Origin of the sequence: Ralstonia sp. TCR112, from assembly GCF_007997035.1 — a bacterium.
GTDB lineage: Bacteria > Pseudomonadota > Gammaproteobacteria > Burkholderiales > Burkholderiaceae > Ralstonia > Ralstonia edaphi.
In genome coordinates this window covers 40,802-67,496 of sequence record NZ_VOSS01000007.1, presented here as the reverse complement: position 1 = coordinate 67,496, position 26,695 = coordinate 40,802, and the positions used below count along the sequence as shown (strand labels likewise).

Here is a 26,695-nt window from a genome sequence, read left to right as displayed (position 1 = left end):
CGCGTCATCCCTTATTGTCAGTCGCATGAAAGCGTCCCAATTCTTCATTTCCACGCTCAAGGAAGCGCCCGCCGACGCGGAGATCGTCTCGCACAAGTTGATGATGCGTGCCGGCATGATCAAGAAGCTTGGCGCGGGCCTCTATACGTACATGCCCGTGGGTCTGCGCGTGATCCGCAAGGTCGAGCAGATCGTGCGTGAGGAAATGAATGCCGCCGGCGCGGTGGAGGTGCTGATGCCGGTGGTGCAGCCGGGCGAGCTGTGGCAGGAGACCGGCCGCTGGGACAAGATGGGCGATGAGCTGCTGCGCTTCAAGGACCGCCACGAGCGTGACTTCGTCATGCAGCCGACGTCGGAGGAAGTTGTGACCGACATCGCGCGCACCGAAATCCGCTCGTACAAGCAGCTGCCGGTCAATTTCTACCAGATCCAGACCAAGTTCCGTGACGAGCGCCGTCCGCGTTTCGGCATCATGCGCGGCCGCGAATTCACGATGAAGGACGCGTACTCCTTCGACCGCGACGCCGAAGGCCTGAAGGTGTCATATCAGAAGATGTACGACGCCTACACGCGCATCTTCCAGCGCTTCGGCCTGGAATTCCGTGCCGTGGCTGCCGATAACGGCGCCATCGGCGGGTCGGGCTCGCACGAATTCCACGTGATTGCCGATACGGGCGAAGACGCCATCATCTACTGCCCGGATTCGGACTACGCCGCCAACATCGAGGCTGCGGAAGCCGTCGCTCCGGCCGCACCGCGTGGTGCCGCCGCCGAGGCGCTCACCAAGACGCATACGCCTGGCCGCGCCAAGTGCGAGGCCGTTGCCGAACAACTGGGGATTCCGCTGCAGCGCACGATCAAGTCCATCGTGCTGGCCACCGAAGTCGAGGGCGGCGAACCCCAGATCTGGCTGCTGCTGCTGCGCGGCGACCATGAACTCAACGAGGTCAAGGCATCGAAGGTGCCCGGCCTGGCCGACTTCCGCTTTGCCAGCGAAGGCGAAATCCTGCGTGCATTCGGCACGCGCCCTGGCTATCTCGGCCCGATCGGTACCAAGCTGCCCGTGAAGGTGGTGGCCGATCGCACGGCGGCTGCCATGAGCGATTTCGTGGTCGGCGCCAACGAAGAGGATTACCACTTCACTGGCGTGAACTGGGGCCGTGATCTGCCCGAGCCCGAGGTCTACGACCTGCGCAACGTGGTGGCCGGCGATCCCTCGCCGGACGGCAAGGGCACGCTGGCGATCTGCCGAGGCATCGAAGTCGGTCACGTCTTCATGCTGGGCACGCGCTACTCCGAGGCGATGAACGCGACGTTCCTCGATGAAAACGGCAAGACGCAGCCGATGGTGATGGGCTGCTACGGTATCGGCATCACGCGGATCCTGGGTGCGGCCATCGAGCAGAACTACGATGCGCGCGGCATCATCTGGCCGGCCTCGATTGCGCCGTTCCAGGTGGTGATCTGCCCCGTGGGTTACGACCGCTCCGACGCCGTGCGAGAAGAAGCCGACCGCCTGCACGCCGAACTCGTTGCCGCCGGCATCGACGTGATGCTGGACGACCGCGGCGAGCGCCCCGGCGCGATGTTTGCCGACTGGGAACTGATCGGCGTGCCGTTCCGCGTGGTGGTGGGCGACCGCGGCCTCAAGGAAGGCAAGCTGGAATTCCAGGGCCGCCGCGACGAAGCCGCGACCGCCGTGGCACCGGCCGACGTGCTGGCCACGCTGAAGGCGCGTCTCGCGCAATAACGCAATAACAGGACTGCACCGCATGCGCCGCTTGTTCTCTGCCCGCCCGATCGCCGCTGCGCTGTGCGCGGGGGCGTTGCTCGCGGGCACGCAGGCGGCGTGGGCAGGCGCCCAGAAAGAGGAATACCTGGCGGACTCCGTGCGCAGCGCGTTGTCTGCCGCGGTGGCCGACAGCCGCCCGCTGCGCCCCGTATTTGCCAGCAACGACGAGCAACTCGGCTACCTGCGCTGGCTGGCCGAGATGTCGGTGCGCATGTCGGGCAAGATTCCGCAGGCGTCGGTACGCGTCGAACTGATCGAGACGGCGTATTACGAAGCCAAGCGCGCTGGCCTCGACCCGGCGCTGGTGCTCGGCCTCATCCAGGTGGAAAGCGGTTTTCGCAAGTACGCCATCAGCAGCGCCGGTGCGATGGGCCTGATGCAGGTCATGCCGTTCTGGACGCGCAGCATCGGCGACAACGACTCCCGCAAGCTCTTCCATCTGCAGAGCAACCTGCGCTACGGCTGCACGATCCTGCGTCATTACCTCGACATGGAAGGCGGCAATCTGTACCTGGCGCTGGGCCGCTACAACGGCAGCCGGGGCCAGCCGCAGTATCCGAATGCCGTGCTTGCCGCCTGGAAGCGCTGGCAGTATCAGGAGTCGAGTGCGATGACGGTGTCGGCGCCGGTGCCTGCCGAGCCCGCTGTGCCGGCTGCGCGTGCCAAGACGTTGCCGGAAGTGCCGGCGCGCAATCCGTTCTCGCCGCTACGTATTGCTGGCGGTCCGGCTGGCGGTTCGTGATCTTCAGTCGGCGAACGGTCGGCCTACAATAGGGCCATCTCTCGCTCGCCCGCATCTCCATCCCGCATGTCCACCACCCAACCGTACGCGACCATGTCTGACGCGCTGCGCGACTGGCTGCAGCGTCACGTGACCGAAGGTTTCGAGGCCGAATCCCTGGTGGCTTCGATGGTGCAATCCGGCTACGACCGCGCCTTTGCGCGCCGTGTCGTCGATGAGGCGCTGGCCAGCCGCGCGCCTGCTCCGCTTGCCGCCCCCGCGCCGACGCCCGTTGCCGATCAGTCCGTCGAAAACAGCAACGCAGTGCATACCGCGGATGGCGACATCCCGATCCTGTTTGCAATCGAGACGCCGCGCATCGTGCTGTTCCAGCACTTTCTGTCGGACCAGGAGTGTGACGAGCTGATCGCGATCGGGCGCAATCGCCTCAAGCGTTCACCCGTCGTGAACCCCGATACCGGCGAGGAAAACCTGATCTCGGCCCGGACCAGCCAGGGCGGGATGTTCCAGGTCGGCGAGCACCCGCTGATCGCCAAGATCGAAGCGCGCATCGCACAGGCGGTGGGCGTGCCGGTCGAACACGGCGAAGGCTTCCAGGTGCTGAACTACCAGCCCGGCGGCGAATATCAGCCGCACTTCGATTTCTTCAACCCGGGGCGCAGCGGCGAGGCGCGCCAGCTTGAAGTGGGCGGTCAGCGCGTGGCCACGATGGTCATCTACCTGAACAGCGTGCCAGCCGGCGGCGCGACGGGCTTTCCGAAGCTCGGGCTGGAGGTGGCGCCGGTCAAGGGCAACGCCGTCTTCTTCGTCTACAAGCGGCCCGACGGCACGCTGGATGAAGACACGCTGCACGCCGGCCTGCCGGTGGAGCGTGGCGAGAAGTGGATCGCCACCAAATGGCTGCGTGAACGTCCCTATCGTCGCGGCGCCTGATCGACGTCAGGTGATGGAATACACGTTTCTCTCGGCGACCGTCCTGCTGGTGCTGATCACCGATCCGCTCGGCAACATTCCGATCTTCATCTCTGCGCTGCGGCCAGTGGCCCCCGAGCGCCGCAACCGCGTCGTGCTGCGCGAGGTCGGCATTGCGTTTGTGCTGCTGCTCGTCTTCATGTTCTTCGGCGAGAGCTTCCTGCGCATGATGAGCCTGACCGACATGTCGCTGCAGATTGCCGGCGGCATCGTGCTCTTCCTGATCGCGCTGCGGATGATCTTCCCGCGTGAAGGCGCTGCCGATTCTCAGCCCACGGGCGAGCCCTTCATCGTGCCGCTGGCGATCCCGGCCATCGCGGGGCCATCGGCGATGGCCACGGTGATGCTGCTGGTGTCGCAGGCGCCGGGCCGCATGTGGACGTGGGTCGGTTCGCTATGCGCGACGATGGCCGTGTGCGCCGTAGTGCTGCTGAGCGCCACGCACATCCAGCGCCTCGTGGGCGAGCGCACGGTGATGGCGTTCGAGCGGCTGATGGGGCTCATCCTCGTCGCGATCTCGGTGGAGATGCTGCTCAAGGGCATCCGTACGTTCGCGCATCAACTCTGAACCGCGCGCGGGCAACAAAAAAAGGGCGACTGAGGTGTCGCCCTTTTTGCTTGCCGCGGTGCTGCGTCAGGTGTTCTTGAGCGCGCGGATGGTCGGCAGGTTGCGCCAGTAGCCCTTGGCGTCCATGCCGCAGCCGAACACGTAGCGATCGGGCACGTTGAAGCCGCAGAAGTCGGGGTACAGCGGCTTGGACTTGCTGAGCGTCTTCTCGCACAGCACGGCGGAGTAGAACTCGGCGGCACCCATGTCGATGATGCGCGAGCGGATGGCGGCCATCGTCTCGCCTTCGTCGAGGATGTCGTCGAGCACCAGCACCGTGCGGCCCTTGACCGACTCGCGCGGCGCCACGCGCCACTGCATCTCGCCGCCCACCGTCGTGTTGTTGTAGCGCGAGAGGTGGATGTAGTCGAACTCCAGCGGGAAGGCCAGCTTGGGCAGCAGCATGCCGGTAAAGACGGCCGCGCCGCCCATCACGGACAGGACCATCGGGAACGTGTCGCCGATCTTCTCGGTGATCTCTTGGGCCATGCGGTCCAGCGAGCCGCGCACGGCGTCTTCGCTGACGATTTCTTCGGAGTTGGCCCAGAGTTCGCGGGCCTGTTCTGCGCTCAGCATCGTGTCAGTTCGGTGAAACGGTTCGGTGTGTCGATCAAAAGTGCGATTCAGGAAGGAGGGTAGCCCGCTCAGCGGCCGCCGAACAGCCCCTTCATGCCGCCTTTCATGCCGCCCATGGCGCGCATCATCTTCATCATGCCGCCGCCCTTGAGCTTTTTCATCATGCCTTGCATCTGCTCGAATTGGTTGAGCAGACGGTTGACTTCCTGCACCTGCACGCCCGCGCCCGCGGCAATGCGGCGCTTGCGGCTCGCCTTGATCAGTTCAGGCTTGGCGCGCTCGGCAGCCGTCATGCTGTTGATGATGCCTTCCATGCGGCGGACCTGCTTTTCGGCCTGGTCCATGTTGGCACCTTGCGCCTGCTGCGCGAGCTGCGCCGGCAGCTTGTCCATCAGGCTGCCCAGGCCGCCCATCTTTTTCATCTGGCCGATCTGCGCCTTGAAATCTTCGAGGTCGAAGCCGCCGGTCTTCTTGATCTTTGCGGCAAGCTTCTGCGCCTCTTCCATGTCGACACCGCGCTGGGCTTCCTCCACCAGCGCAAGGATGTCGCCCATGCCCAGAATCCGCTGGGCCATGCGGTCGGGATAGAACGGTTCCAGCCCGTCGAGCTTTTCGGCCACACCGACGAACTTGATCGGCTTGCCCGTGATGTGACGCACCGACAGCGCCGCGCCACCGCGCGCATCGCCGTCGAGCTTGGTCAGCACCACGCCGGTCAGCGGCAGGGTGTCGTTGAACGCCTTGGCGGTGTTGACGGCATCCTGGCCGAGCATCGCGTCGACCACGAAGAGCGTTTCGGCCGGCTTGAGCCGGGCGTGCAGCGCGGCGATCTCCTGCATCATCGCCTCGTCGATGCCCAGGCGGCCGGCCGTATCGACGATCAGCACGTCGTGATAGTGCTTCTTGGCCCAGTCCAGGGCTGCTGCCGCAATGTCGACCGGCTTCTGGTCGGGTTGCGAGGGGAAGAAGTCTGCGCCGACCTGCTCGGAAACGGTCTTCAACTGCGCGATGGCGGCGGGGCGATACACGTCGCACGACACCGTCAGCACTTTCTTCTTCTTGTTCTCTTTGAGCCACTTGGCGAGCTTGCCGACCGTGGTGGTCTTGCCGGCGCCCTGCAGGCCGGCCATCAGGATGATCGCTGGCGGCGTGACGTTGAGGTTCAGCTCGCCGCGCGGCCGCCCATGATGTTGCTGCCGACGCCTTCCAGCGCTTCCTGGCCGCCGATGATGGCCGTCAGCTCGCGCTGCACGATGCCGACCAGCGCCTGGCCGGGCGAAAGGCTGGTGATGACGTCTTCGCCGAGGGCCTTTTCCTTGACGCGGGCAATGAACTCGCGCACGACCGGCAGCGCCACGTCGGCTTCGAGCAGCGCCATGCGAACTTCGCGCAGCATCTCGGCGGTGTTGGCTTCGGTCAGGCGCGCTTCGCCGCGCATGGTCTTGACCACGCGCGCGAGCCGTTGGGTCAGGTTATCCAGCATGACAGTGACAGGAATCCGGAATTGGGGACGGGATGAAGAGAAGACCGGCGCGCGTTCAACTTGCACCGGCTGGGAATGTGCTTAATGCGCGCATGTTGCGTTGCCGTCCGACAAGACTTTCGAAGGAGGGCAGGCCCAGCCAAAACTGGGGTGCGCTGCGGTAAACTGTGCAAATGTCAATTGTACTGTATGCGCTGACGGCGCTTCTCTACGGCATCCTCGCTTCGGTAGCGTGGGCGCGACGCGGCGGGCTGGGTGCCCAGGCCCCGGCGGGAGCCATGGCGGCAGGCGGTCAGTCGCCGGGTGCCACGGTGCTCGTTCCGCCGCCGCCGGGCGCTGCCGACACGGTCCCCGGTTGGTGGCGCTGGGGCTTGCTGGCCGCTTTGGTTGCGCATGGGTTGCTGTTGCACGAGACGATTTTCCCGGCCAGCGCCATGGTATTTGGCTTTGCGTACGCGCTGTCGGCCATGCTATGGCTGGGCGTGGGCATTTTCTGGATCGAGAGTCTCTTCTTCTCCCTGGCCGGCCTCGGCCTGCTGGTGATGCCGGTGGCGCTGGTCGGAAGCCTGTTGCCGTTGGCCTTTCCAGGCACGCAAATTCTCGGCTATGCGGCCAGCCCGCTGTTCAAGCTGCACTTCGCCATTGCCAACGTCGCCTATGGGCTGTTCACGCTGGCGGCATTCCACGCGATCCTGATGCTGGCCGCAGAGCGCCGCCTGCACACCATCAACCGCCCCGCAGAGACAGGCTGGTTCAGCCGCTGGCTCGATCTGTTGCCGCCGCTGCTGACGCTCGAAAAACTGCTGTTCCGGCTGATCGGGGCGGGCTTTGTCTTGCTGACGCTGACGATCGCGTCGGGCGTGCTGTTCTCCGAACAGCTGTTCCACAGCGCCTTCCATTTCGATCACAAGAACATCTTTGCCGTGCTGTCGTGGGCGATGTTCGGCGGCATCCTGGTCGGGCGGCGTTTTCGCGGCTGGCGCGGACGCATTGCGCTGCGCTGGGTGATGGCCGCCTTTGCGACCCTGCTGCTGGCATACGTGGGCAGCCGCTTCGTGCTCGAAGTCATCCTGCATCGCGCCTAGCGCGTTCCTGGCGCTTGCGCTGCTACTTGTTCTTGCCTGTTCCCCATGTCCCGTCCTGTCCTGCTGATCCTGATGCTGCTCGCCGGCTGGTGGTGGTTGAGCCGCCTTGGGACGCGGCCGTCCCGCTCCTCGGGGCAAGGGCAGTCCGCCTCGCGCGGACAGGGCACAGCCAAGCGCACGCCTGAGCCTCAGACCTCCCAACCCATCGAGCAATGTGCCGTGTGCGGCGTGCACGCGCCGCGCACCAACATGATCGCGCTAGGCGGCGGCCGCTATCGTTGCCCCGAGCATGCTGACCGGGGCAACGCATGCGCCCGAAGCGTCGGGTGCCGCGCGGGCAACGCCGTCCGGCGCGCGCAGCCTGCTCTCGCGCCTGAACGCCTGGCGCGCCTTGCGATCGGTCTGGCTGGAGCCCGATCCGCCTGAATTCCAGTGGCGCCTGCTGCGCTATTTCGCTTTCAGCCGCGCCGCCGTGGCGCTCGTGCTGCTGTTGTTCGTGATGGTGCCGCGCGAGCACAACGAAGCGGTCGGCCCGGCAAATAGCGACGCGCTGCTCAGCCTGACGCTGCCGTATCTGGCGATGGCCCTGCTGATCTTGGCCGCAGCCGGATGGTGGCGCACGCGATTCCAATTCCGCGTGCGGCTCGATGTGGTGCTCGATCTGCTGTTCCTGGGGCTGGCGTACGCCACGCTCTCGCATTTGTCGGCCAGCGTGGCGATGGTGTTGCTGGTGCCGGTGTTGGCCGCCGGCGCGCTTACCAGCCTGCTGTTTGCGCTGTTCACGGCGGCAGTGGCATCCATCGTGGTGCTGGCCGATCCGTTCCTGCAGATGATGAGCGACGGCGTGATTGCGCCGGGGCTGGCATCCGCGGGGCTCTACGGCCTGGTCTACATGATGGCCGCGTCGATGATGTACGGCCTGTCGCACCGCCAGATCGCGCAGGAACGGTTGACGATGGCCCGCGAGCGCGAGCTGCGCCTGCAACAGCTGGTCAACCGCCTGATGGTCTACGACATGCAGGACGGCGTGATGCTCGTGCGCGCCGATGGCCGCGTCGTTGCCGCCAACCCGGCCGCAGCCATGTTGCTGGGCGTGCCGCAGAGCGCCTTTGTCGGCAGCGGCGCGATGTTGTTCGACCTGAAGGACGTGCCGCACCTGCGCCCGTTGCTCGAAACGCTGCGCCAGTGGCTGCGCCGCAAGAGCCGTCCGACCGACGGCACCGGCGACGACGATGCACCGCGCATCCTGGATCTGTTGCCTATCGCTGCGGGCGGCCGGGCAGGCCGCGCCATGTTGAGCGCCCGCCTGCGCCTGCGCTTCATCCTGCCGAGCCTGGCCAACCTGCGCAGCGTCTACATGGATAGCCTGGTCAGCTCGATCGGTCTGGGCCTGCCGGGTGAGGGCGGCGAGGTGCGTCCGCGCATTCCATCGGCCGACGCCATCTCGCAGGGCTGGTCGGCGACGACGAAGCCTTTCTGCGCCACGAGTTGCACGACACCGTGCTGGTCCACGTGGAAAGCTGGGAACGTGTGGCGGAGCAGGCGCAACAGGAAAAGCTGGCCTCGATGGGGCGGCTGGTGGCCAGCGTTGCGCACCAGATCCGCAACCCGCTGGCCGCGATCAGCCAGGCCGCCGAACTGCTGGACGATCCGGGCGACGGCCAGGATGGCGGGGCGCACCCGCGCCCGGAAAGCTCCGGCGTGGAGACGCGCCTGCTGCGCATCATCCGGGATAACGTGCGCCGGCTCGACCAGGTGGTCGCTGACGTGCTGATGCTCTCGCGCCGCCCGCGTGGGGAGCGTGTGCGCGTGCAACTGGCCCAAGTGCTGCCGGAGGTTGTCGAGCGCTGGCGTGCCGAGGCCCTGCGCCGCGCAGGCGAAGCCACCGAGATCAACCCGAACCTCGTGCGCGTGGCCGTCGACCTCGACAAGCCCGTGCTGTTCGACCCGGCGCAGTTGCAGCAGGTGGTGGGCAACATGCTCGACAACGCGCTGCGTTATTGCCGCCGCGTTCCCGGCTCGATCCAACTCGCGGCCTACGCGCTGGACGACACCCACGCTGAACTCGTGATCTGGAACGACGGGCCCGAAGTGCCTACCGAGCAGCAACGCAGCCTGTTCGAGCCGTTCTTCACGAATGACGCACAAGGCACTGGCCTGGGCCTCTACATGGCGCGCGAGTTGTGTAGCGCCAACGATGCGCAGATCCGCTACGGTGCCATCGCACTGGAATCCTTGCTCGATCGCACCGGAGCGTTGACCATGGAGGCGCGCGACACGTTGCCGCGCCGCGCCTTCGTCATCACCCTGATGTTTGATCAACCTGCCTTGGCCGTAACGGAATAGTCCGCCGGCCGCGCATTTCCGCCGATCTTCTGCTGATCCATGTCCAAAGCCGCCATCGTTCGCGAACCCATTCTCGTCGTCGATGACGAAGCCGACCTGCGCGAGCTGCTGGAAATTTCCCTGCGCCGCATGGGGCACGACGTCGTGCTCGCCAGCGGGCTGGCCGAGGCGCGCGAGGCGCTTTCCCGCCAGCGCTTTGCGCTGGTGCTGACCGACATGCGCCTGGGTGATGGCCTGGGCATTGAACTCGTGCGCCAGCTTTCCGCCACGGCCGACCGCACGCCCGTGGCCGTCATCACGGCCTATGGCAGCGCCGAGAACGCGGTGGAAGCGCTCAAGGCCGGCGCATTCGATTACATCGCCAAGCCGCTTTCGCTCGACCAGCTGCGCAGCCTCGTGCTGAATGCGCTGGGCCGTCAGCAGCGCGACCCCGATCCGGGCAACGCCGATCTGGCCGAGCGCACCAACGATCTGCTGCCGGGCCATTCCGCCGCGATGCAGGAAGTGCGCCGTTCGCTGATGCGCCTGGCGCGCAGCATGGCGCCGGTGGTGATCAGCGGCGAATCGGGCAGCGGCAAGGAGCGTGCAGCGCGCGCCATCCATGCGTTGTCGTCGCGCGCGGCGCGGCCGTTCGTGGCGGTCAATTGCGGCGCGATTCCCGAAAACCTGATGGAAGCCGAGTTTTTCGGCTACGTGAAGGGCGCCTTTACCGGCGCAGACAGCGACCGCCAAGGCTTCTTCCAGGCCGCCAACGGCGGCACGCTCATGCTCGATGAGGTGGCCGACCTGCCGCTTACGATGCAGGTGAAATTGCTGCGCGCGTTGCAGGAGCGCCGCGTGCGCAAGATCGGCGAAAGCCGTGAAGATCCCGTCGACGTGCGCGTCGTGTGTGCGAGCCACCAGAACCTTGCGCGGCTGGTGGCCGCCGGCCGTTTCCGCGAAGACTTGTTCTATCGCCTGAACGTGCTGGAACTGCGCATGCCCACGCTGCGCGAGCGCGCCGAAGACGTGCCCGTGCTGGCCGGTGTGCTGCTCGAGCAGCTCGCCAGCCGCTACGGCGATCCGCGCCCAAAACGCCTGACGCGACCGGCGCTGCAGCAACTGTGTGCGTATCCGTTCCCGGGCAACGTGCGCGAGCTGGAGAACCTGCTGGAGCGCGCCTACGCCTTTGCGGAAGGCGAGTCGATCGACGTGGACGACCTTGGCGCGCTGGGCGCCGAGATCGAACGCTCGCCGCTGTTCCATCGCACGCGCGAGGCGCAGGCTGCCGCGGCCGGCCATCACCCGATGTCGCCCGCGCCGATGGCGAGCTGGCCCGATGCCGTCTACATGCCGGCGCCGGTGCAAAGCCCCATGGGCGTGCCGCAACCGATGGCGCAGCCCGAGCCGGCACCCGCTGCGCAGCCGGCGGAGCCGGCTCTGCCGAGCGTTTCGCTGCCGATCGACCTGCCGGCCTACCTGGAGTCGGTCGAGCGCAACGTGATCCTCGCCGCGCTGGACCAGACCGGCTTCAACCGCACGGCCGCCGCCAAGCTGCTTGGGCTCTCCTTCCGTCAGTTGCGCTATCGCATGCAGCAGCTCGGCATTCGTGACCCGCGCGACATTGAAGTGCCGCCCGGCGGCGTGGGCGAGACGGCCGGAAATGGGCTGAACGGCGATGCCTGAACGGTTGCACATCGGCGCGGACGGATGGGTGGATGGCGCGCGCCGCCATCCCTCGCCAAATATCGACGCACGGCCCGAAGGCATGCCGATCGACCTGATCGTGCTGCACAACATCAGCCTGCCGCCTGCGCAATCCGCGGCGGACTTCGGCACCGACCACGTCCTCGATTTCTTCACCAACACGCTCGACTGCGACGCGCATCCGTACTTCGATCAGCTGCGCGGCGTGCGCGTGTCGGCGCATTTCTTCATCCGTCGCACGGGCGAATGCGTGCAATTTGCGTCGTGCGATGCGCGCGCCTGGCATGCCGGTGCGTCGGACTTTTTCGGGCGCACGCGCTGCAACGATTTCTCGGTCGGCATCGAAATCGAGGGCACGGACGATCTGCCCTTCACGCCCGAGCAGTACGCCACCACGGCATCGCTTGTGCGTGCGATCTGCACGGCGTATCCAATTGCGGCGATTGCCGGTCATTCGGACATTGCCCCGGGCCGCAAGACGGACCCCGGACCGCATTTCGACTGGGCGCATCTGCGCGCGCTGGGCGGATTCAATGCGGCGTTGTTCCCGTATCAGCACGCGCTCTGACGCGACAACTCTCTGAAGCCCCGCAGTCTGCGGCTCAAGTACGAGGGTAAAACCGTGGAGCGTCACCCTCCAAGACTCAGGCGCGAGGGTGAAACTCTGGAACGTCAATGTCCAGGCATCGCACGCGAGCCTAAAACCGTGGAACGCCACAGTCCGAGGGTCGCGCACGAGGGTAAAACTGTCGATGTGTCCACTGTTTGAGGCTCACGCGCGACGGTCAAACCGTGGAGCGTCACGGTCCGAGGCTCGCGTGCGAGTGTGAAACCGTGGAGCGCGACCGTCCGAGGGTCATTTCGTCGATCCATCCGTGAACGATTCCAGGGTCGGAGGCTCGCGCACAACAGTTGAACCTCCGAACACGGCGGTCTGAGCCCCACGCGTGCGGGTAAAAGCCTCGAACGTCAGGATGTGAGGCTCAAACGTGAGGGTGAAACCGTGGCCCTCGACCCTCCGAGGCCGACACGTCGCAGGCTGCCCGCCCTACGCAGCGCCGAAACGGAAACGGGCAGCCCGCTTTCGAAGGCTGCCCGCATCTTTCCCTGCTTCTCTCTTTCTACTTCGCGACCCGGCTCAAGTGCCCATCGCCGGGTCGGACACGCCGTCCTTGCCGGTTTCCATGCGGCCGGCAAAGCGCCGCGTGAAGCCGCCTTGCGGCACCGTCACCGTGAAGTCGTACCAGTTGCCCTGGCGCGCGATCGGCCAGTGCTGGTCGAGCTGCTTGCCGGCCGGGATGTCGAACGTCCACGGGCCGTCGTTGCGGTACGCGTTCGGCTTGACGGTGAAGGTGCAGCCGGCGGTGCCGGTGTTCATCATCGTCACGTAGACCTCGGCGTTGGCCAGGTCGTAGCACACGCGGATTTCCGGTGCGCTCGAACCCGCTGCCGACACGGCGCTCACATCGCCGGAGAACGCGCGGTGGAAGCCGTTCGGGCCGAGCACCCACAGGTCGTACTTGCCCTTGTCGGCGGTGAACACGTCCCAGGTGTCGTCGAGCATCTTGCCGGGCTCGACCGCGTAGCGACGCGGCACGCGGTCCAGATGCAGGCGGTCGTACACGTGGAAGACGGCGGCCGCCGTGCCGGTGTTGCTGAAGATCAGGCGGAGCGCGCGGTTGGTGGCGTCTTCGCGCGCGCTGACGTGCAGCTCGTACGGCAAGGCGCGCGAGGGGCGGGTGCCGGTGGCTTGCGTCGGCATCTGCTGCGCCGTGACGGAGGGCAGCGGCACCTGCGGCTTCAACCCTTGCGCGGTGCGGATCGAGTCGGCGGTTGCCTTGTCGCGGCTGGGCAGCGTCGGCAGCGTTTCGGTGTTCGGGTTGACGAAGTTGAAGGCGCTGGTCAGGTCGCCCAGCACCGCGCGGCGGTATGCGCTGATGTTCGGCTCCTTGACGTTGAAGCGCAGCTCCAGGAAGCGCAGCACCGAGGTGTGGTCGAACGCCTGCGAGTTGACCCAGCCGCCGCGGCTCCACGGTGAAACGATGTACATCGGCACGCGCGGGCCGGGGCCGTAGGGGTGTTGGTCCGTGTGGTATTCGCCGGCCGTGCTCACCGTCGACTTGCCGGCCAGCACGCCGTTGTCGTAGGCCGGGGCTGCGGGCGGCGGCACGTGGTCGAAGAAGCCGTCGTTCTCATCGAAGTTGATGAACAGCACGGTCTTGCTCCACACGGCCGGGTTGGCGGTCAGCGCGTTGAGCACTTCCTGCGTGTACCACGCGCCTTGCACGGGACTCGACGGACCGGGGTGTTCGGAATACGTGGCCGGCGCGACGATCCACGACACCTGCGGCAGCTGGCCGGCGGCGATGTCGTCCTTCAAGGCCTGCAGGAAGCCGCCGTCGGGCATGGTGTTGCCGACGCCCTTGATGAGCGGGCTGACGGTTTCGTCGGCCGGCGTGTACGGCGGGAACGGGCTGCCGTCGGCCAGGTTGCCGCGCGCGGCGTTGGCATCGCGGTAGGCCTTGAAGCCGGCGAGCGGGTTGTCGGTGAAGTTGTCCGGCATGTTCTGGTAGACCTTCCACGACACGCCGGCCGCCTGCAGGCGCTCGGGGTAGGTCGTCCAGTTGTACGTGACGCTGGCGTCGAGGTGGTCGCCGCTGTTGTCGATGACGGGGCCGCCCGCCGCGCCGGTCGGATCGTTCGTGCCTGTCCAGTGAAACAGCCGGTTGGTGTTGGTGCCGCCGTGGAACGAGCAGTGGTACGCATCGCACAGCGTGAAGGCGTTGGCCAGCGCGAACTGGAAGTCCAGCTCGGCCTGCTTGTAATAGCCCATCGACTGCGTCTGCTTGTAGGTCGGCCACTTGCTCATGCGGCCGAGGTCCCACGCGTTCTGCGCATCGGGGTAGCTGTGCGGCGTGCCTGACACGCGTTGCGCATTGCCGGCGCTGCTGTCGAGGTAATACGGCAGCACCGTGCGGCTCGGTCCGCTGCTTGGCACGTAGGTCTGCTGCCAGACGTTCAGGCCGCCGGCCAGCGGGATGGGGAAGCGGTCGCCAAAGCCGCGCACGCCTTGCAGCGTGCCGAAGTAGTTGTCGAACGAGCGGTTCTCCTGCATCAGGATCACCACGTGTTCAACGTCGCGCATCGTGCCGGTGGCGTTGTTGGCGGGAATGGCCAGCGCACGGCGGATCGACGGCGGGAAGGCGGCGAGCGCGGCAGCGGAAATTGCCCCCGTGCTGGCCATCTTGAGGAAGTTGCGGCGGCTGCCGTTGTTGGCGTGGTTCGTGTCGGAAGTCATGTCGGTCTCAAACGCAAGTCGATGGGAAGCCGCGCGTTACGGAGCGCAGTGCAGGGTCGGCTTGTTGGCCGGCGGCTGGCCGGGTTGATCGGGCTGAGTGGCGCCGGGGCCAGTGCCGGTACCGGGCGTGCCATCGTTCGAATCGCCGCCGCAGGCCGACAGCGACAAGGTGGCGGCGCACAGCAGCATGGCGGCCAGCCGGTGCGGCCGCGCGAGGGGGTGGATGAAGGGCTTCATGAGCGGTCTCGTTCGGGTTGGGGGAGGAGGTCAGGGGTTCAGCGACGACAGCGGCTGGTGCGAACCGTTGATCGTCTTGAGTTCGTCCAGCGTCAGCCGGCGCGTCCACATGGCGAGGTCGTCGTAGGCCATCACGCCCTTGAGCGAGCCCGGGTTGTTGGGCACGTAGTTGTGCGTGGCGTCGTCGTTCAGGCCCCAGACCTTGGTGGCCAGGCCATTGAGCTTCGTGACGTCGGTGTTCGCGATGGCCTTGTCTTCCACCTTCTGTACGCCCAACACCGGATCAAGGATGTACGCGCTGAACCGCTTGGCCTGCGCGTCGACCGACAGGGCTAGATACGCCCATTGGTTGGCGCTGAACTTCATGCCCTGGATGTCGTCGCGCTTGCCGCCGCTGCCGAGGTTGAAGCGCACTTCGCAGCCGCCCCACAATCCGATGGCGATGCCCGCATTGGAGCCGGAGTAGTAGTCCTTGTTGGCGAGGATCGGCTCGCCGGTGCCGTTGCCCTGCGTGCAATCCGACTTGAACCAGAAGCCGATGGTGAATTGCGGGCTCTGTGCGATGTCGGCGCCGTTCTGCGTGAGCTTGTAGGCGTCGATGCGCGAATCGACCGAGAGGGCCGTGCCGCCAAACGGATCGGCCGCTGCGGAGCCGCCGTCGGTGCCGGCCACCCACGGGCCGATCGTCGAACTGGCTTTTCGGTCAGTCGGCGGCAGCGGATCGAAGCTGTAGTACGCAGCCAGGCCGTTGGTGAGCGAGGTGGCCAGCGGCGTTGGCGCAACGTAGCTGATCTGCGCGAGCATCGACACCGGCACGTTGTTGCGCACCAGCGTGTAGTTGATGCGGTAGATGCCGCTGGCGGCAGCGATGTTGCTGTCGGTGTACTGCGTGGCCGTGGCGGGCAGCGTGGCAACGGGCTTGCCGTCGCGCAGCACGGTGATCGGGCCGCTGGCAGCGGTCGGGTTTTGCCAGTTCAGCACCAGCGAGGCGTTGTACGCACCCACGGTGCTCTGGAGGTTGCGCACCCCGACGGCGTTGGCGGTGAGCGCCGCGCCATCCAACTTATGGGTGGTTGCCGGCACGGCGGCGTTCAATTGCGCCAGCACCGTCGGCACGATGTCGGCCTCGCTCGGCAGCGCGGCCAGCGTGGCTTCCGACGTGGGCGCCGCCATGCCGGTCTTGCCGAGCACCGCGTTGACCGGCTTGTTCAGCGCGATGAAGGCGGTGCGGTTTTCCAGCGTCGGCGCCGACGTGGTGGCACCCGTGGCGTCCAGGCCGTGGCTGGTGGTGACGACGACGAGCCAGTCTTCGTTCGGGTTGGCGGTGCGGCGCTGGGCGATGGCGGCCTGCAGTGTGCCGATCGCCTGGTCGACGTTGGCCAGCGCAGCGGTGTACGCATCGCTCTGCAGGCCCGAGGCCAGCGCGGCAGCGGCCGGCGCGGTGTATTGCGCGAAGACGACGTCGTAGCCGGACTGCACGAGCTTCACGCTGTTCTGCGTCACGCAGGTGTCCACCTGGGCGCAGTCGACCAGCGTATCCAGATTGCCGGCTTGCTGATCCGCCTTGAGCAGCGCGGGCAGTGTGGCCGAGCTGACGGCGGCGCCCAGCCGTTGCGTGGTGCCGGCTGCCTTGGCGGCGCTGCGCGCATAGCTGAACACGCTTGGGGCGGCCAGGGTGGTGACGGTGTCGTCGGTCACGCCGTGGCGGTTTTGCCAGGCGCCGGTCAGCACGGTGGCCCAGCTGGGCGTGTCGAGCGGCGGCTGGGCGGTGGTGGTGCCGAGCGTGCCGCCGGTCGAAGCCGGCATCACCGCCAACGCACCGAGGTTCGGCAGGCTGCGCTGCAAGAGCGTGCTCTGTACCTGCGCATAGGTGGCGCCGTCCACGCCAACCATCAGCACCTTTTTGCTGGCGTTGGTGGATGGCGTGTCGGTGCTGCCCTGGTTGGCGATGGGACTGCTGTCGCCACCACCGCATGCGGTCAATGTGGTCGCCAGCGTCGCTGCCACGGTCGTGCTCAGCGCGGCCGTCAGCAGGCGCCGGGCGGGGTGATTCCAAGCCATGTCGATTTCCTCGGTCGTTGTGCGCGGCGCTCGGTGTCTCGCCGCTGTGATTGCGCTCCCTGCAATGCGACCGAAGCGTAGGGTGGAGGCCTGTCGCTCAAGTGACAGCCGCGGCAAGAATGCTGATGCGGCTATTCGGATTTCTTGAGCGGAGGAATGTCGGGGAATGCCCCGGCGCGCGGCACGCGTGCACCGGTGCAGTGCGCCGCACACATACCCCTACCGTAGATGAGGTGACGTCTATTGAACTTGCGACGTCGATAGAAAGAATTATTCTGGAGAGACGGTCATTGCGACGCCGCACGCCAGTCCCGCCGACCCGTTGTGCCGCCTGGGATCGCGGGTTTGCGGCACTGCATTTGGGTTGAGAAAACCCTCCTTCAACGCCATCTGTCAAGACTGGTCTTGTTTGATCGATCCACTATACTTAGGGCCAATCCCGGGGTAACACACTAGATATAGTGGTGACTTTCCGGGATTCTTATTTCGGCGCCACGCGGGGGCGGGCGTACGGCGGGTCAAGCCGACGCTTGGGGGCTGAGAAAAGGCAAGGGTCTTTTCCGTCTCATTTCTCCGCATGGCGCAAGGGTTCGCCAAGGTGTTTCACCCATCGGCGAGCCAATAAAACGAACGGTTCAACAGGAGTCCACATGCAGACGGCCCAACCAGAAATCCACTCCGGCACCGCCAACCCCTCCCAATTTGCGCAAAGCGCTGGCGGCACGGCCGCTGCCCCCAGCACTGGCTACGCGGACTACAAGATCATTCGCCGCAACGGCGCTGTGGTGAGCTTCGAGCCTTCGAAGATCGCCGTGGCCATGACCAAGGCTTTCCTCGCCGTGAATGGCGGGCAGGGTGCTGCTTCCGCGCGTGTGCGCGAGCTGGTTGACCAACAAACGCAGAACGTCGTGCGCGCACTGCTGCGCAGCCGTCCGAACGGCGGCACGTTCCATATCGAAGACGTGCAGGACCAGGTCGAACTGGCCCTGATGCGTTCGGGCGAGCACGACGTGGCCCGCGCCTACGTGCTGTACCGCGAGCGCCGCGCCCAGGAGCGCGCACAAGCCGGTGAAACCCAGCAGCAGCCGGCCTTCATCGGCCTGAACGTGACCGACGGCGGCATCACCCGCCCGCTGGACATGGCAGCGCTGCGCAACGTGATCGTCTCGGCCTGCGAAGGTCTGGGCGACGCGGTGGATCCGGAGCCGATCCTCAAGGAAACGGTCAAGAACCTGTATGAAGGCGTGCCGATGACGCAGGTGTACGACTCGGCCATCCTGGCCTCCCGTACCCTGATCGAAAAGGACCCGGCGTACAGCCAAGTCACGGCGCGCATCCTGCTGCACACGATCCGTCGCGAAATCCTCGGCGAAGAAGTCACGCAAGCGGAAATGAGCACGCGCTACGTCGACTACTTCCCGCAGTTCATCAAGCGCGGCATCAACGCCGAGCTGCTCGATGACAAGCTGGCCCAGTTCGACCTGGCCAAGCTGGGCGCGGCGCTGGATGCCTCGCGCGACTTCCAGTTCAACTACCTCGGCCTGCAGACGCTGTACGACCGCTACTTCCTGCACATCAACGAAACCCGCATCGAGATGCCGCAGGCGTTCTTCATGCGTGTGGCGATGGGCCTGGCGCTGAACGAAATCGACCGCGAAGCCCGCGCCATCGAGTTCTACCAGCTGCTGTCGTCGTTCGACTTCATGTCGAGCACGCCGACGCTGTTCAACTCGGGCACGCGTCGCTCGCAACTGTCGTCGTGCTACCTGACCACCGTGTCGGATGACCTGGACGGCATCTACGAAGCGCTGAAGGAAAACGCGCTGCTCTCCAAGTTTGCCGGCGGTCTGGGCAACGACTGGACCAACGTGCGCGCACTCGGCTCGCACATCAAGGGCACGAACGGCAAGTCGCAAGGCGTGGTGCCGTTCCTGAAGGTCGTCAACGACACGGCCGTGGCCGTGAACCAGGGCGGCAAGCGCAAGGGCGCCGTCTGCGCGTACCTGGAAACGTGGCACCTGGACATCGAAGAATTCCTGGAGCTGCGCAAGAACACCGGCGACGACCGCCGCCGCACGCACGACATGAACACGGCCAACTGGATTCCGGACCTGTTCATGAAGCGCGTGATGGAAGGTGGCGAGTGGACGCTGTTCTCGCCGTCCACCTGCCCGGACCTGCACGACAAGGTCGGCAAGGCATTCGAGCAGGCCTATCTGGCCTATGAAGACAAGGTCGCGCGCGGCGAGATCAAGCTCTTCAAGAAAATGCCGGCGCTGCAGCTGTGGCGCAAGATGCTGGGCATGCTGTTCGAAACCGGCCACCCGTGGATCACGTTCAAGGATCCGTGCAACATCCGCAGCCCGCAGCAGCACGTGGGCGTGGTGCACAGCTCCAACCTGTGCACGGAAATCACGCTGAACACCAACGACAGCGAAATCGCCGTGTGCAACCTGGGCTCGGTCAACCTGGTCGCTCACCTGGTCAAGCAGGCCGACGGCAGCGTGGTGCTCGATCACGAGAAGCTGAAGAAGACCGTGCGCACCGCCATGCGCATGCTCGACAACGTGATCGACATCAACTACTACGCGGTCAAGAAGGCACGGGACTCGAACCTGCGCCACCGTCCGGTCGGCATGGGCATCATGGGCTTCCAGGACGCGCTGCACGTGTTGCGTGTGCCGTACGCCAGCGAGGCAGCGGTGCAGTTTGCCGACACGTCGATGGAAGCCGTGTGCTACTACGCCTACTGGGCGTCGACCGAGCTGGCCGAAGAGCGTGGCCGCTACAGCAGCTACAAGGGCTCGCTGTGGGATCGCGGCATCCTGCCGCAAGACTCGCTCAAGCTGCTGGCCGAAGAGCGCGGCGGCTACCTCGAAGCTGACATGTCGTCGACGATGGACTGGGACAGCCTGCGCGGCCGCATCAAGCAGTACGGCATGCGCAACTCGAACTGCGTGGCGATCGCCCCGACGGCAACGATCTCCAACATCATCGGCGTGTCCGCTTGCATCGAGCCGACGTACCAGAACCTGTACGTCAAGTCGAACCTGTCGGGCGAGTTCACGGTGGTCAACGACTACCTGGTGCGCGACCTGAAGGCACGCGGCCTGTGGGACGAAGTGATGGTCGCCGACCTGAAGTACTTCGACGGCTCGCTGGCCCGCATCGACCGCATCCCGCAAGACCTGCGCGACCTGTACGCAACGGCCTTCGAGGTGGAACCGCAATGGCTGGTGGAAGCTGCATCGCGCCGCCAGAAGTGGATCGACCAGGCGCAGTCGCTGAACATCTACATGGCCGGCGCGTCGGGCAAGAAGCTGGACGACACGTACAAGCTGGCGTGGCTGCGTGGCCTGAAGACCACGTATTACCTGCGCACGATCGGCGCCACGCACGTCGAGAAGTCGACCGTGTCGCGCGGCACGCTCAATGCGGTGTCGTCGGGTAGCGATGTGGGCGGTGTGTCGGCTGCGGGTGCGTCCGGCGTGACATCGGCTGCGCCGACCAGCGCGCTGGATGCCGCCGCCGCCACTGCCCAGGCGATGCCGGAAGCCGAGGGCGCCGTGTGCACGATGCGCCCGGGCGACCCCGGTTTCGAGGAATGCGAAGCCTGCCAATAAGTCAAAACAGTGTCTGAGGTTGCTCCCGCGCAAGCGGGGGCGCCGTGATCTGCACGACACTGGGCTCGCGCTCCGAAAGAGCGGGAGCGACGCGCAAAGAATTAGGAGAAACACATATGCTGAGCTGGGACGACGACGTCAAACCTGCCGCACAACCGCAAGCTGCACCGCAGCCCGCGTATCAACCGCAGCCGCAACTGCAAACAGCCACCGCCGACCAGGGCGGCGTGCTGCCCCCGTCGGCCACGCAGGCCGCGGGCACGGGCATCCTGGGCAACAATCCGAATGCCGCTGCCGCACAGAGCAACCGCCGGGTGAATGCCGCCGACAAGCGCGTCATCAATGGCGCCACCGACGTCAACCAGCTGGTGCCGTTCAAGTACAAGTGGGCCTGGGAAAAGTACCTCGCCGGCTGCGCGAACCACTGGATGCCGCAGGAAATCAACATGTCGCGCGACATCGCCCTGTGGAAAGACCCGAACGGTCTGACCGAAGACGAGCGCCGCATCATCAAGCGCAACCTGGGCTTTTTCGTGACGGCCGACTCGCTGGCCGCCAACAACATCGTGCTGGGCACGTACCGCCAGATCACCGCGCCGGAATGCCGCCAGTACCTGCTGCGCCAGGCGTTTGAAGAGGCGATCCACACGCACGCGTACCAGTACATCGTTGAATCGCTGGGCCTGAACGAGGCCGAGATCTTCAACGCGTACCACGAGGTGCAGTCGATCCGTGACAAGGACGAGTTCCTGATCCCGTTCATCGACACGCTGACCGATCCGTCGTTCAAGACCGGCACGCCCGAGAACGACCAGAAGCTGCTGAAGTCGCTCATCGTCTTCGCCTGCATCATGGAAGGCCTGTTCTTCTACGTCGGCTTCACGCAGATCCTGGCGATGGGCCGTCAGAACAAGATGACCGGCGCTGCCGAGCAGTACCAGTACATCCTGCGCGACGAGTCGCTGCACTGCAATTTCGGTATCGACCTGATCAACCAGATCAAGCTGGAGAACCCGCATCTGTGGACGGCGGAGTTCAAGGCCGAGATCACGGAGCTGTTCAAAAAGGCCGTCGACCTGGAATACCGCTACGCAGAAGACACCATGCCGCGCGGCGTGCTGGGCCTGAACGCACCGATGTTCAAGGGCTACCTGCGCTTCATCTGCAACCGCCGCTGCCAGCAGATCGGCCTGGACGCGCTGTTCCCGAACGAAGAAAACCCGTTCCCGTGGATGAGCGAAATGATCGACCTGAAGAAGGAGCGCAACTTCTTCGAGACGCGCGTGATCGAGTACCAGACCGGCGGCGCGCTGTCCTGGGAGTGATCTGAGCTAGCGCTCACGGACACATAAGTTGAGATTTCGGACGCATAAGTTGAGATTTTCGGACACATATCCCGAGATTTCGGGGGCAACGTGTTTGTTGGGTGGGTCGCGACCGGAGGCGACAGAAGTCATGGGAAATCTGTCGCCTCACTTGTGCTGTAAAAGAAGCGCCATTTGATAGGTAATGAAAGCCGGACTTTACGGATTCCGCTATTCAGGCTGCGTTGAATCCTGCGATGCATAAATACGGGACGTTTTCTTTTTGAGCCACGTCGACACTCCTTGGACAGAGCTAGCATCTCGCACAGGCCGTGCGTTGTTGGTGCGGAAAGGGGCTAGTTACCGGCACGTGTGCGATCTAATGCGTGCGTCGGGGATTGAGGAGTCGGTCCGCGGCGTAGAAGGAAAGATCAATCGCGGCACCTACAAGGCCAGCTTCTTTTTGAGGCTGCTGACTTCACTAGGTGCTGAATATCCCGAACACTGGCGGCCGATATTGGCATCGACCGGCGGCGATGAAATTCACGCGAAGCATATTCTTCTTCGCGAATTGTCCGCTCGAAACCTCGATGTCGATATGTTTGGTAAAAAGCTAGCGACTGTAGGCGTCAGTGTGTCTTACGGAGTGCTAGAGGAGCAGATCACTGCGGGTAGTTTCCAGTTTGTTTTGCTTCTCCAATTGGCAAGTGTGGACCGGATTCTAGGGTTCGAGCGGTTTGTGGACGACTGCGATCTAGCGGAGGCAAGCCTGCGGTCGCAGGGATCTGTACGTTGAACGGGTAGCTTGCATAATCGCCCTTCTACGCTGGGGCGGGGAGATCTGACGTGACACACTCCGAGCACAATAAGACCTATTTCTACTTCGTCGGCAGCGAAAAGTACGAAACAGAGCTTGAAACGGTCAACGGCGCATATGTGAAATCGCGTATCCCGAATCTGCCGCCTGGCTCGGGTTTGCAGCTAGACGGCGAGGGAAATGAGCCCGACTTGCCCTTTGGAGACAACGATACCGTCTCGTTGGCGATCGGCCACGAAAACGGCGGTCCGCGTCGATTTACCGTCGTGCCACCGGCCAACTTCGGCTGAAGCAGGCTTTCATGGGGCCGCTTCAGATCCACATCCAGCGCTTGCTCGGCCGCGAGCCTGGCGCTGAAGTTCATGAAGTCGGGGGTAGCGGCACAATGGTGTCGCTACCGACGCTCGCGCTTCCTGCAGGATGGAGTAAGCCGAACACAGCTATCTATTTCTTGGCTCCACAGGGCTATCCCTTCGCAAAGCCTGACTGCTTTTGGGCAGACGATGATCTGAGGCTGGCCAACGGCGCAATGCCTCAGAATGCCCAGTCCAACAACCCGATGCCCGGCCTGGGGCGTAGCGGTCTCTGGTTTTCGTGGCACACGGACCACTGGAATGCCAACCGCGACGACTTGTTGACCTGGATTGCATCTATCAAGGACCGCCTCTCGCGGCTAGTGTGATCCATGCTGAAAATATCTCTTTCAGAGGCGGAGGTATTGCATCAGGCGGCGCGGGAACGGATCGTGGAAACGTGCGCAGTTGGGCTTGTGTACCCAGCTGGCAGCTACGGGGGAACCACTTCACACGTAGTACGCGATTTGGTCGAGGTCCCCGAGGCAGCGTACGCGGTCCGGACTGCCACGGCGGCCACGCTGAAACCCGACTACTGTATCGAGATTAATAATCGGGCTCGAGCCGCTGAAGCCGGGGTGTTTATAGCTCACACGCACCCTGGGGTTGATGCGCTTCAGGGTTTCTCTGCTGTAGACGACGATGGCGAGCGTGCCTTAGCTGACTATTTCCGCCACCGATTGCCTGCAGCGGATCATTTTGCTGCGGTCGTTACATCGCGACACATATTCGCTCGACACATGGGGCCATCTCGGCCAGTACTTGCAAGGTGTGTAGGTCGGATGGTTACGGGGTTCGGCGAAAACACATCTGCCGACATGGAGGCCTACGACCGGCAGGTACGGGCGCTCGGCGAGGAGGGGCAACGTCATCTTTCCACTTTGCGCGTAGCCGTGGTCGGCCTTGGGGGAACCGGTTCTGTCTTGGTCCAAATGCTCGCGCATTTAGGCGTTGGCGCTTTCTTGCTGATTGACTACGACGCTGTCGAGCTAACCAATCTGAATCGGCTAGTTGGCGCAACACCTACTGACGTTGGTCAGCGCAAGGTCGATGTGGCGGCGAAACTGGTCTCCTCCATCAATCCGGCAGCGGCGGTCACTAGCGTGGTTGGTGACGTTACCCATGACAGTACAGCCCGAATGCTGACTGAAGTTGATTTCATCTTCGGCTGCACAGATTCCGTCTCCAGTCGCGCTGTATTGAACCAGTTTGCGTATCAGTACCTGGTTCCTTTTATCGACATTGGTGTTGGTGTGTTCGTGCATGAAGGTCAAGTGCAGTACATCACGGGCCGCACGCAAATGCTGGCGCCCGGCTTGCCATGCCTTCTGTGTATGGACAAGCTGGACGCAAACCAGGTCCGCATCGAAATGCTTTCGGAAGAGCAGCGTCGGTCGGACCCCTACATTACTGGCGCGTCGGTTCCGCAGCCTGCAGTAATTTCGCTGAATAGCACTATCTCGTCGGCGGCGGTGACCATGTTCCTTGCCGCTGTGACGGGCTTGAGGTCAGACGCGCGAATGCTGATCTACGACGGAATCCGCGGCTCGCTTCGCCCGGCGGCTGGCCCCGCACGACCGAATTGCATCGTCTGCTCTGACGAGGGCTCCTTGGCCCGTGGCTCGACTTGGCAGTTGCCAACGCGACAAGGTGGCGACCATGCTTAAGCGCCCTAAGCTTTTGTGGTTCGGCCGATCCCCTGGCGATGCGGACAAGGCCGAGGCAGAGAATCGTCAGCTTGTGCTGGAGGAGGTCCATTTTGGAGTCGGGCCCGACTTAGTCCATGCCCGAGGCGCGGTATTTTGCGCAACTGGCAGCTGTTTCGAACAGGCTGTTTCAGCACTCGAGAAATACTTGATCGGCGCGGTCGACCATGGCTTGTACCTTTACATCATTGTCGACGTCCCTGACCGATTGAACGAAGTGAACCGGTTGCTCGCGAAGCTGTACCCGCAGGGTGAGAGCTATGGGGCCTACCGTGTTCGTACAAGCCATTCGACCTCGCCGGCAGGGGCGCATGAGGCCCCTCAAGCCGCGTTAATGCACCTCCCGGGCCCTCCCGCCAATACGAGCCTGCGTGTGGAGGCAGGGGGCGTTGAGCTCAGCGATGATCAGCGCTTGCTGCTGCAGCGGGCGTTTTATGATTGCTCCGCCATCAAGCTCGAACCGATTGGTGGGGGCCTGTCTGGCGCACTGACTTTCTACGTAGAGGCAACCTTAAATGCTTCGAATGCAGGCGTCACGCCTCGTCCGTTCTTTGCCAAGCTGGGCAAAGCCACGAAGCTCCGTGATGAAATGGACAGGTTTAAGGAGTACGCCGAGCACCACGTGGCGTGGTATCTGCGGCCGAACTTCTTAGCCGAGCGTTGTATCTACGGGGTTGGACACGGCATCCTAGTTGGTAGCTTTGTCGAAGGCTCGAAATCCCTTTGGGATGTCGCCCAGGCAGGCGAGGCCCAGTTACACATCCGGTCGCTGTTTCAGGACACGCTCGGTGTATTACGGAAGCATACCGAAGTTGTTGACCCGGAAATTGCGGGGTCAGTTGTTGGTCCACTACACGAGTATTTCGACCATCAGCGCTTGCCTGTGCACCATGTAAACCTTGCCAAGCAGTATGGTGGTGACGTCCACGAGCCGGCACAGCTGTGGCGCAAGCTCTTGAATTTGCCGCTTGAGCAATGGCGTCAATGCGCCCTGCACGGAGATCTGCACGCCAATAATGTACAAGTTCGCAAGTCCGACGCCATCATCATCGATTTCGCCCATGCAGCAAAAGGCCCGATGTGCGCAGACCTTGCTAGCTTGGAGGTCTTTCTAGCGTTTGCAATCCCATCGGGAATTCAGATCGACGAGCCGGTTTGGCGGAAAGACATGGACCTCCTGTATTCACCGGATGGTCTTCTGTCGATTGAGGGCGTTGCGTCTGCGGCCCAGCCTTGGCTCGTACCATGTTTGCAGGAAATTCGAGCTTTGGCTGAGCGGGCTGCAATGTCCACCTTCGAGTACCACCGCGTTCTGGCGGTCTACTTGTTGCGCCACGCAAGCTATAAGGGCACGTCCGATGACGATACGACACGCCGGGCTTATGCCTATTGGCTCGCTAACAGGATCGTCACGTGGCTGTGTACATGGGAAACAGCGGGATTGGAGGCGGCTTGAAACAACGGGCACGAATAATCTCTTGGAAGGGCCAAGTCGCTCACCGACACGAAGCCGACGCCCATTTGAAAGAACCTGGCGATGTCGTGCTAGTACACAGAGGTCTTCCACGCTCGATGGCAATGGCCTGTCCCGATGGCTGTGGGGAGACGTTGACCATCAATCTGGACTCGCGGGCTGGGCCGGCTTGGCGTCACTATATTGACGACACAAAATTGACGCTGTATCCGTCAGTCTGGCGCGACACAGGCTGCAAGAGCCATTTCATAGTCTGGCGATCCAAGATTTTCTGGTGTGATTGGCAGGACCCGCTAGATGGGCCAACAGAGGAGCTGGAAGCCCAAACTCAAGCTTTTCTCACCGAAGAGTTTGTCCCTTACATCTACATCGCTGATCAACTGAATCAAATCCCGTGGGCTGTGTTGTCCGCGTGCTGGGCTCTCGTCCGCAGTGGAATTGCCGAGGCCGGAAAGGGCACGCACCACGGGATGTTCAGGCTCAGGCGCTAGCCGTTGCGCCATGGAATGGGGCCACGAGTGAGCCTCTCGTTT

General features: G+C 64.1%; 19 protein-coding genes and 3 pseudogenes. 17 read left to right on the top strand and 5 right to left on the bottom strand.

Annotated elements, in window-relative coordinates; translation table 11 throughout:
* Positions 1-25 precede the first annotated feature (25 nt).
* The 4 genes from FUT88_RS03245 to FUT88_RS03230 all read left to right on the top strand — a co-directional run bounded on the left by FUT88_RS03245 (position 26) and on the right by FUT88_RS03230 (position 4,074).
* Entirely contained in the window at positions 26-1,750 is a 1,725-nt protein-coding gene (locus FUT88_RS03245) for a proline--tRNA ligase (RefSeq protein WP_147213793.1), read from the top strand.
* Between the two features lie 22 nt (positions 1,751-1,772).
* On the top strand, positions 1,773-2,534 hold the full coding sequence (locus FUT88_RS03240) for a lytic transglycosylase domain-containing protein (RefSeq protein ID WP_147213792.1): 762 nt from the start codon (positions 1,773-1,775) through the stop codon (positions 2,532-2,534).
* A gap of 66 nt (positions 2,535-2,600) precedes the next feature.
* A complete protein-coding gene (locus FUT88_RS03235; protein ID WP_147213791.1) occupies positions 2,601-3,467 on the top strand; it encodes a 2OG-Fe(II) oxygenase in 867 nt (288 codons plus the stop codon).
* A gap of 13 nt (positions 3,468-3,480) precedes the next feature.
* Positions 3,481-4,074, top strand: coding sequence for a MarC family protein (locus FUT88_RS03230; RefSeq protein WP_147213833.1), 594 nt, complete (start codon positions 3,481-3,483; stop codon positions 4,072-4,074).
* 66 nt (positions 4,075-4,140) lie between these two features.
* Here the strand turns inward: FUT88_RS03230 and FUT88_RS03225 are convergent, their stop codons facing one another.
* Positions 4,141-4,689, bottom strand: coding sequence for a hypoxanthine-guanine phosphoribosyltransferase (locus FUT88_RS03225; RefSeq protein WP_147213790.1), 549 nt, complete (start codon positions 4,687-4,689; stop codon positions 4,141-4,143).
* Between the two features lie 68 nt (positions 4,690-4,757).
* Positions 4,758-6,172 (bottom strand): annotated as a pseudogene (ffh, locus tag FUT88_RS03220) (signal recognition particle protein).
* 173 nt (positions 6,173-6,345) lie between these two features.
* On the opposite strand from ffh, the gene FUT88_RS03215 reads away from it, so the two are divergent.
* The 5 genes and pseudogenes from FUT88_RS03215 to ampD all read left to right on the top strand — a co-directional run bounded on the left by FUT88_RS03215 (position 6,346) and on the right by ampD (position 11,857).
* Entirely contained in the window at positions 6,346-7,257 is a 912-nt protein-coding gene (locus FUT88_RS03215; RefSeq protein ID WP_147213789.1) for an inner membrane protein YpjD, read from the top strand.
* 45 nt (positions 7,258-7,302) lie between these two features.
* Positions 7,303-7,566 (top strand): annotated as a pseudogene (locus FUT88_RS26530) (PP0621 family protein); the annotation flags it as partial.
* Positions 7,547-9,603: pseudogene (locus tag FUT88_RS03205) on the top strand (ATP-binding protein). The pseudogenes FUT88_RS26530 and FUT88_RS03205, both read left to right, overlap by 20 nt.
* A 39-nt stretch (positions 9,604-9,642) precedes the next feature.
* On the top strand, positions 9,643-11,268 hold the full coding sequence (locus tag FUT88_RS03200) for a sigma-54-dependent transcriptional regulator (protein WP_147213788.1): 1,626 nt from the start codon (positions 9,643-9,645) through the stop codon (positions 11,266-11,268).
* Positions 11,261-11,857: a 1,6-anhydro-N-acetylmuramyl-L-alanine amidase AmpD gene (gene ampD / locus FUT88_RS03195; protein ID WP_147213787.1), complete on the top strand. Its 597-nt coding sequence runs from the start codon at positions 11,261-11,263 to the stop codon at positions 11,855-11,857. The genes FUT88_RS03200 and ampD overlap by 8 nt, the downstream gene beginning before the upstream one ends.
* A gap of 570 nt (positions 11,858-12,427) precedes the next feature.
* Here ampD and FUT88_RS03190 read toward each other — a convergent pair.
* The 3 genes from FUT88_RS03190 to FUT88_RS03180 are packed head-to-tail and all read right to left on the bottom strand — an operon-like array spanning position 12,428 to position 16,885.
* Positions 12,428-14,587 (bottom strand): phosphocholine-specific phospholipase C, encoded by a 2,160-nt coding sequence (locus FUT88_RS03190; protein WP_147213786.1) that lies wholly within the window; start codon positions 14,585-14,587, stop codon positions 12,428-12,430.
* A gap of 36 nt (positions 14,588-14,623) precedes the next feature.
* Entirely contained in the window at positions 14,624-14,824 is a 201-nt protein-coding gene (locus FUT88_RS03185; RefSeq protein WP_147213785.1) for a hypothetical protein, read from the bottom strand.
* Positions 14,825-14,854: 30 nt separating this feature from the next.
* Positions 14,855-16,885 (bottom strand): alkaline phosphatase family protein, encoded by a 2,031-nt coding sequence (locus FUT88_RS03180; RefSeq protein ID WP_147213784.1) that lies wholly within the window; start codon positions 16,883-16,885, stop codon positions 14,855-14,857.
* Positions 16,886-17,535: 650 nt separating this feature from the next.
* Between FUT88_RS03180 and FUT88_RS03175 the strand changes: the two genes are divergently transcribed.
* The 8 genes from FUT88_RS03175 (at position 17,536) to FUT88_RS27130 (ending at position 26,653) form a co-directional block, all read left to right on the top strand.
* Entirely contained in the window at positions 17,536-20,508 is a 2,973-nt protein-coding gene (locus FUT88_RS03175; RefSeq protein WP_147213783.1) for a ribonucleoside-diphosphate reductase subunit alpha, read from the top strand.
* 116 nt (positions 20,509-20,624) lie between these two features.
* Complete coding sequence (locus FUT88_RS03170; RefSeq protein WP_147213782.1) at positions 20,625-21,833, top strand: ribonucleotide-diphosphate reductase subunit beta; 1,209 nt, start codon at positions 20,625-20,627, stop codon at positions 21,831-21,833.
* A gap of 262 nt (positions 21,834-22,095) precedes the next feature.
* A complete protein-coding gene (locus tag FUT88_RS26385; RefSeq protein WP_261796926.1) occupies positions 22,096-22,608 on the top strand; it encodes a DUF6471 domain-containing protein in 513 nt (170 codons plus the stop codon).
* Between the two features lie 50 nt (positions 22,609-22,658).
* A complete protein-coding gene (locus FUT88_RS03160) occupies positions 22,659-22,919 on the top strand; it encodes a hypothetical protein (protein ID WP_147213781.1) in 261 nt (86 codons plus the stop codon).
* A gap of 11 nt (positions 22,920-22,930) precedes the next feature.
* Positions 22,931-23,311: an E2/UBC family protein gene (locus FUT88_RS03155; protein WP_147213780.1), complete on the top strand. Its 381-nt coding sequence runs from the start codon at positions 22,931-22,933 to the stop codon at positions 23,309-23,311.
* Positions 23,312-23,800: 489 nt separating this feature from the next.
* Positions 23,801-24,649: a HesA/MoeB/ThiF family protein gene (locus tag FUT88_RS26070; protein ID WP_186829224.1), complete on the top strand. Its 849-nt coding sequence runs from the start codon at positions 23,801-23,803 to the stop codon at positions 24,647-24,649.
* Positions 24,642-26,144, top strand: coding sequence for an aminoglycoside phosphotransferase family protein (locus FUT88_RS03145; RefSeq protein WP_147213778.1), 1,503 nt, complete (start codon positions 24,642-24,644; stop codon positions 26,142-26,144). The genes FUT88_RS26070 and FUT88_RS03145 overlap by 8 nt, the downstream gene beginning before the upstream one ends.
* On the top strand, positions 26,114-26,653 hold the full coding sequence (locus FUT88_RS27130; RefSeq protein WP_410003864.1) for a DUF6527 family protein: 540 nt from the start codon (positions 26,114-26,116) through the stop codon (positions 26,651-26,653). Before FUT88_RS03145 ends, FUT88_RS27130 begins: the two co-directional genes overlap by 31 nt.
* The last annotated feature ends 42 nt before the right edge of the window (positions 26,654-26,695 follow it).

Excerpts from the sequence above, each read along its gene's own strand:
- FUT88_RS03245 (WP_147213793.1), top strand. The coding sequence starts at position 26 with ATGAAAGCGTCCCAATTCTTCATTTCCACGCTCAAGGAAGCGCCCGCC.
- FUT88_RS03240 (WP_147213792.1), top strand. The coding sequence starts at position 1,773 with ATGCGCCGCTTGTTCTCTGCCCGCCCGATCGCCGCTGCGCTGTGCGCG.
- FUT88_RS03235 (WP_147213791.1), top strand. The coding sequence starts at position 2,601 with ATGTCCACCACCCAACCGTACGCGACCATGTCTGACGCGCTGCGCGAC.
- FUT88_RS03230 (WP_147213833.1), top strand. The coding sequence starts at position 3,481 with ATGGAATACACGTTTCTCTCGGCGACCGTCCTGCTGGTGCTGATCACC.
- FUT88_RS03225 (WP_147213790.1), bottom strand. The coding sequence starts at position 4,689 with ATGCTGAGCGCAGAACAGGCCCGCGAACTCTGGGCCAACTCCGAAGAA.
- FUT88_RS03215 (WP_147213789.1), top strand. The coding sequence starts at position 6,346 with ATGTCAATTGTACTGTATGCGCTGACGGCGCTTCTCTACGGCATCCTC.
- FUT88_RS03200 (WP_147213788.1), top strand. The coding sequence starts at position 9,643 with ATGTCCAAAGCCGCCATCGTTCGCGAACCCATTCTCGTCGTCGATGAC.
- ampD (WP_147213787.1), top strand. The coding sequence starts at position 11,261 with ATGCCTGAACGGTTGCACATCGGCGCGGACGGATGGGTGGATGGCGCG.
- FUT88_RS03190 (WP_147213786.1), bottom strand. The coding sequence starts at position 14,587 with ATGACTTCCGACACGAACCACGCCAACAACGGCAGCCGCCGCAACTTC.
- FUT88_RS03185 (WP_147213785.1), bottom strand. The coding sequence starts at position 14,824 with ATGAAGCCCTTCATCCACCCCCTCGCGCGGCCGCACCGGCTGGCCGCC.
- FUT88_RS03180 (WP_147213784.1), bottom strand. The coding sequence starts at position 16,885 with ATGGCTTGGAATCACCCCGCCCGGCGCCTGCTGACGGCCGCGCTGAGC.
- FUT88_RS03175 (WP_147213783.1), top strand. The coding sequence starts at position 17,536 with ATGCAGACGGCCCAACCAGAAATCCACTCCGGCACCGCCAACCCCTCC.
- FUT88_RS03170 (WP_147213782.1), top strand. The coding sequence starts at position 20,625 with ATGCTGAGCTGGGACGACGACGTCAAACCTGCCGCACAACCGCAAGCT.
- FUT88_RS03155 (WP_147213780.1), top strand. The coding sequence starts at position 22,931 with ATGGGGCCGCTTCAGATCCACATCCAGCGCTTGCTCGGCCGCGAGCCT.
- FUT88_RS26070 (WP_186829224.1), top strand. The coding sequence starts at position 23,801 with ATGGAGGCCTACGACCGGCAGGTACGGGCGCTCGGCGAGGAGGGGCAA.
- FUT88_RS03145 (WP_147213778.1), top strand. The coding sequence starts at position 24,642 with ATGCTTAAGCGCCCTAAGCTTTTGTGGTTCGGCCGATCCCCTGGCGAT.
- FUT88_RS27130 (WP_410003864.1), top strand. The coding sequence starts at position 26,114 with ATGGGAAACAGCGGGATTGGAGGCGGCTTGAAACAACGGGCACGAATA.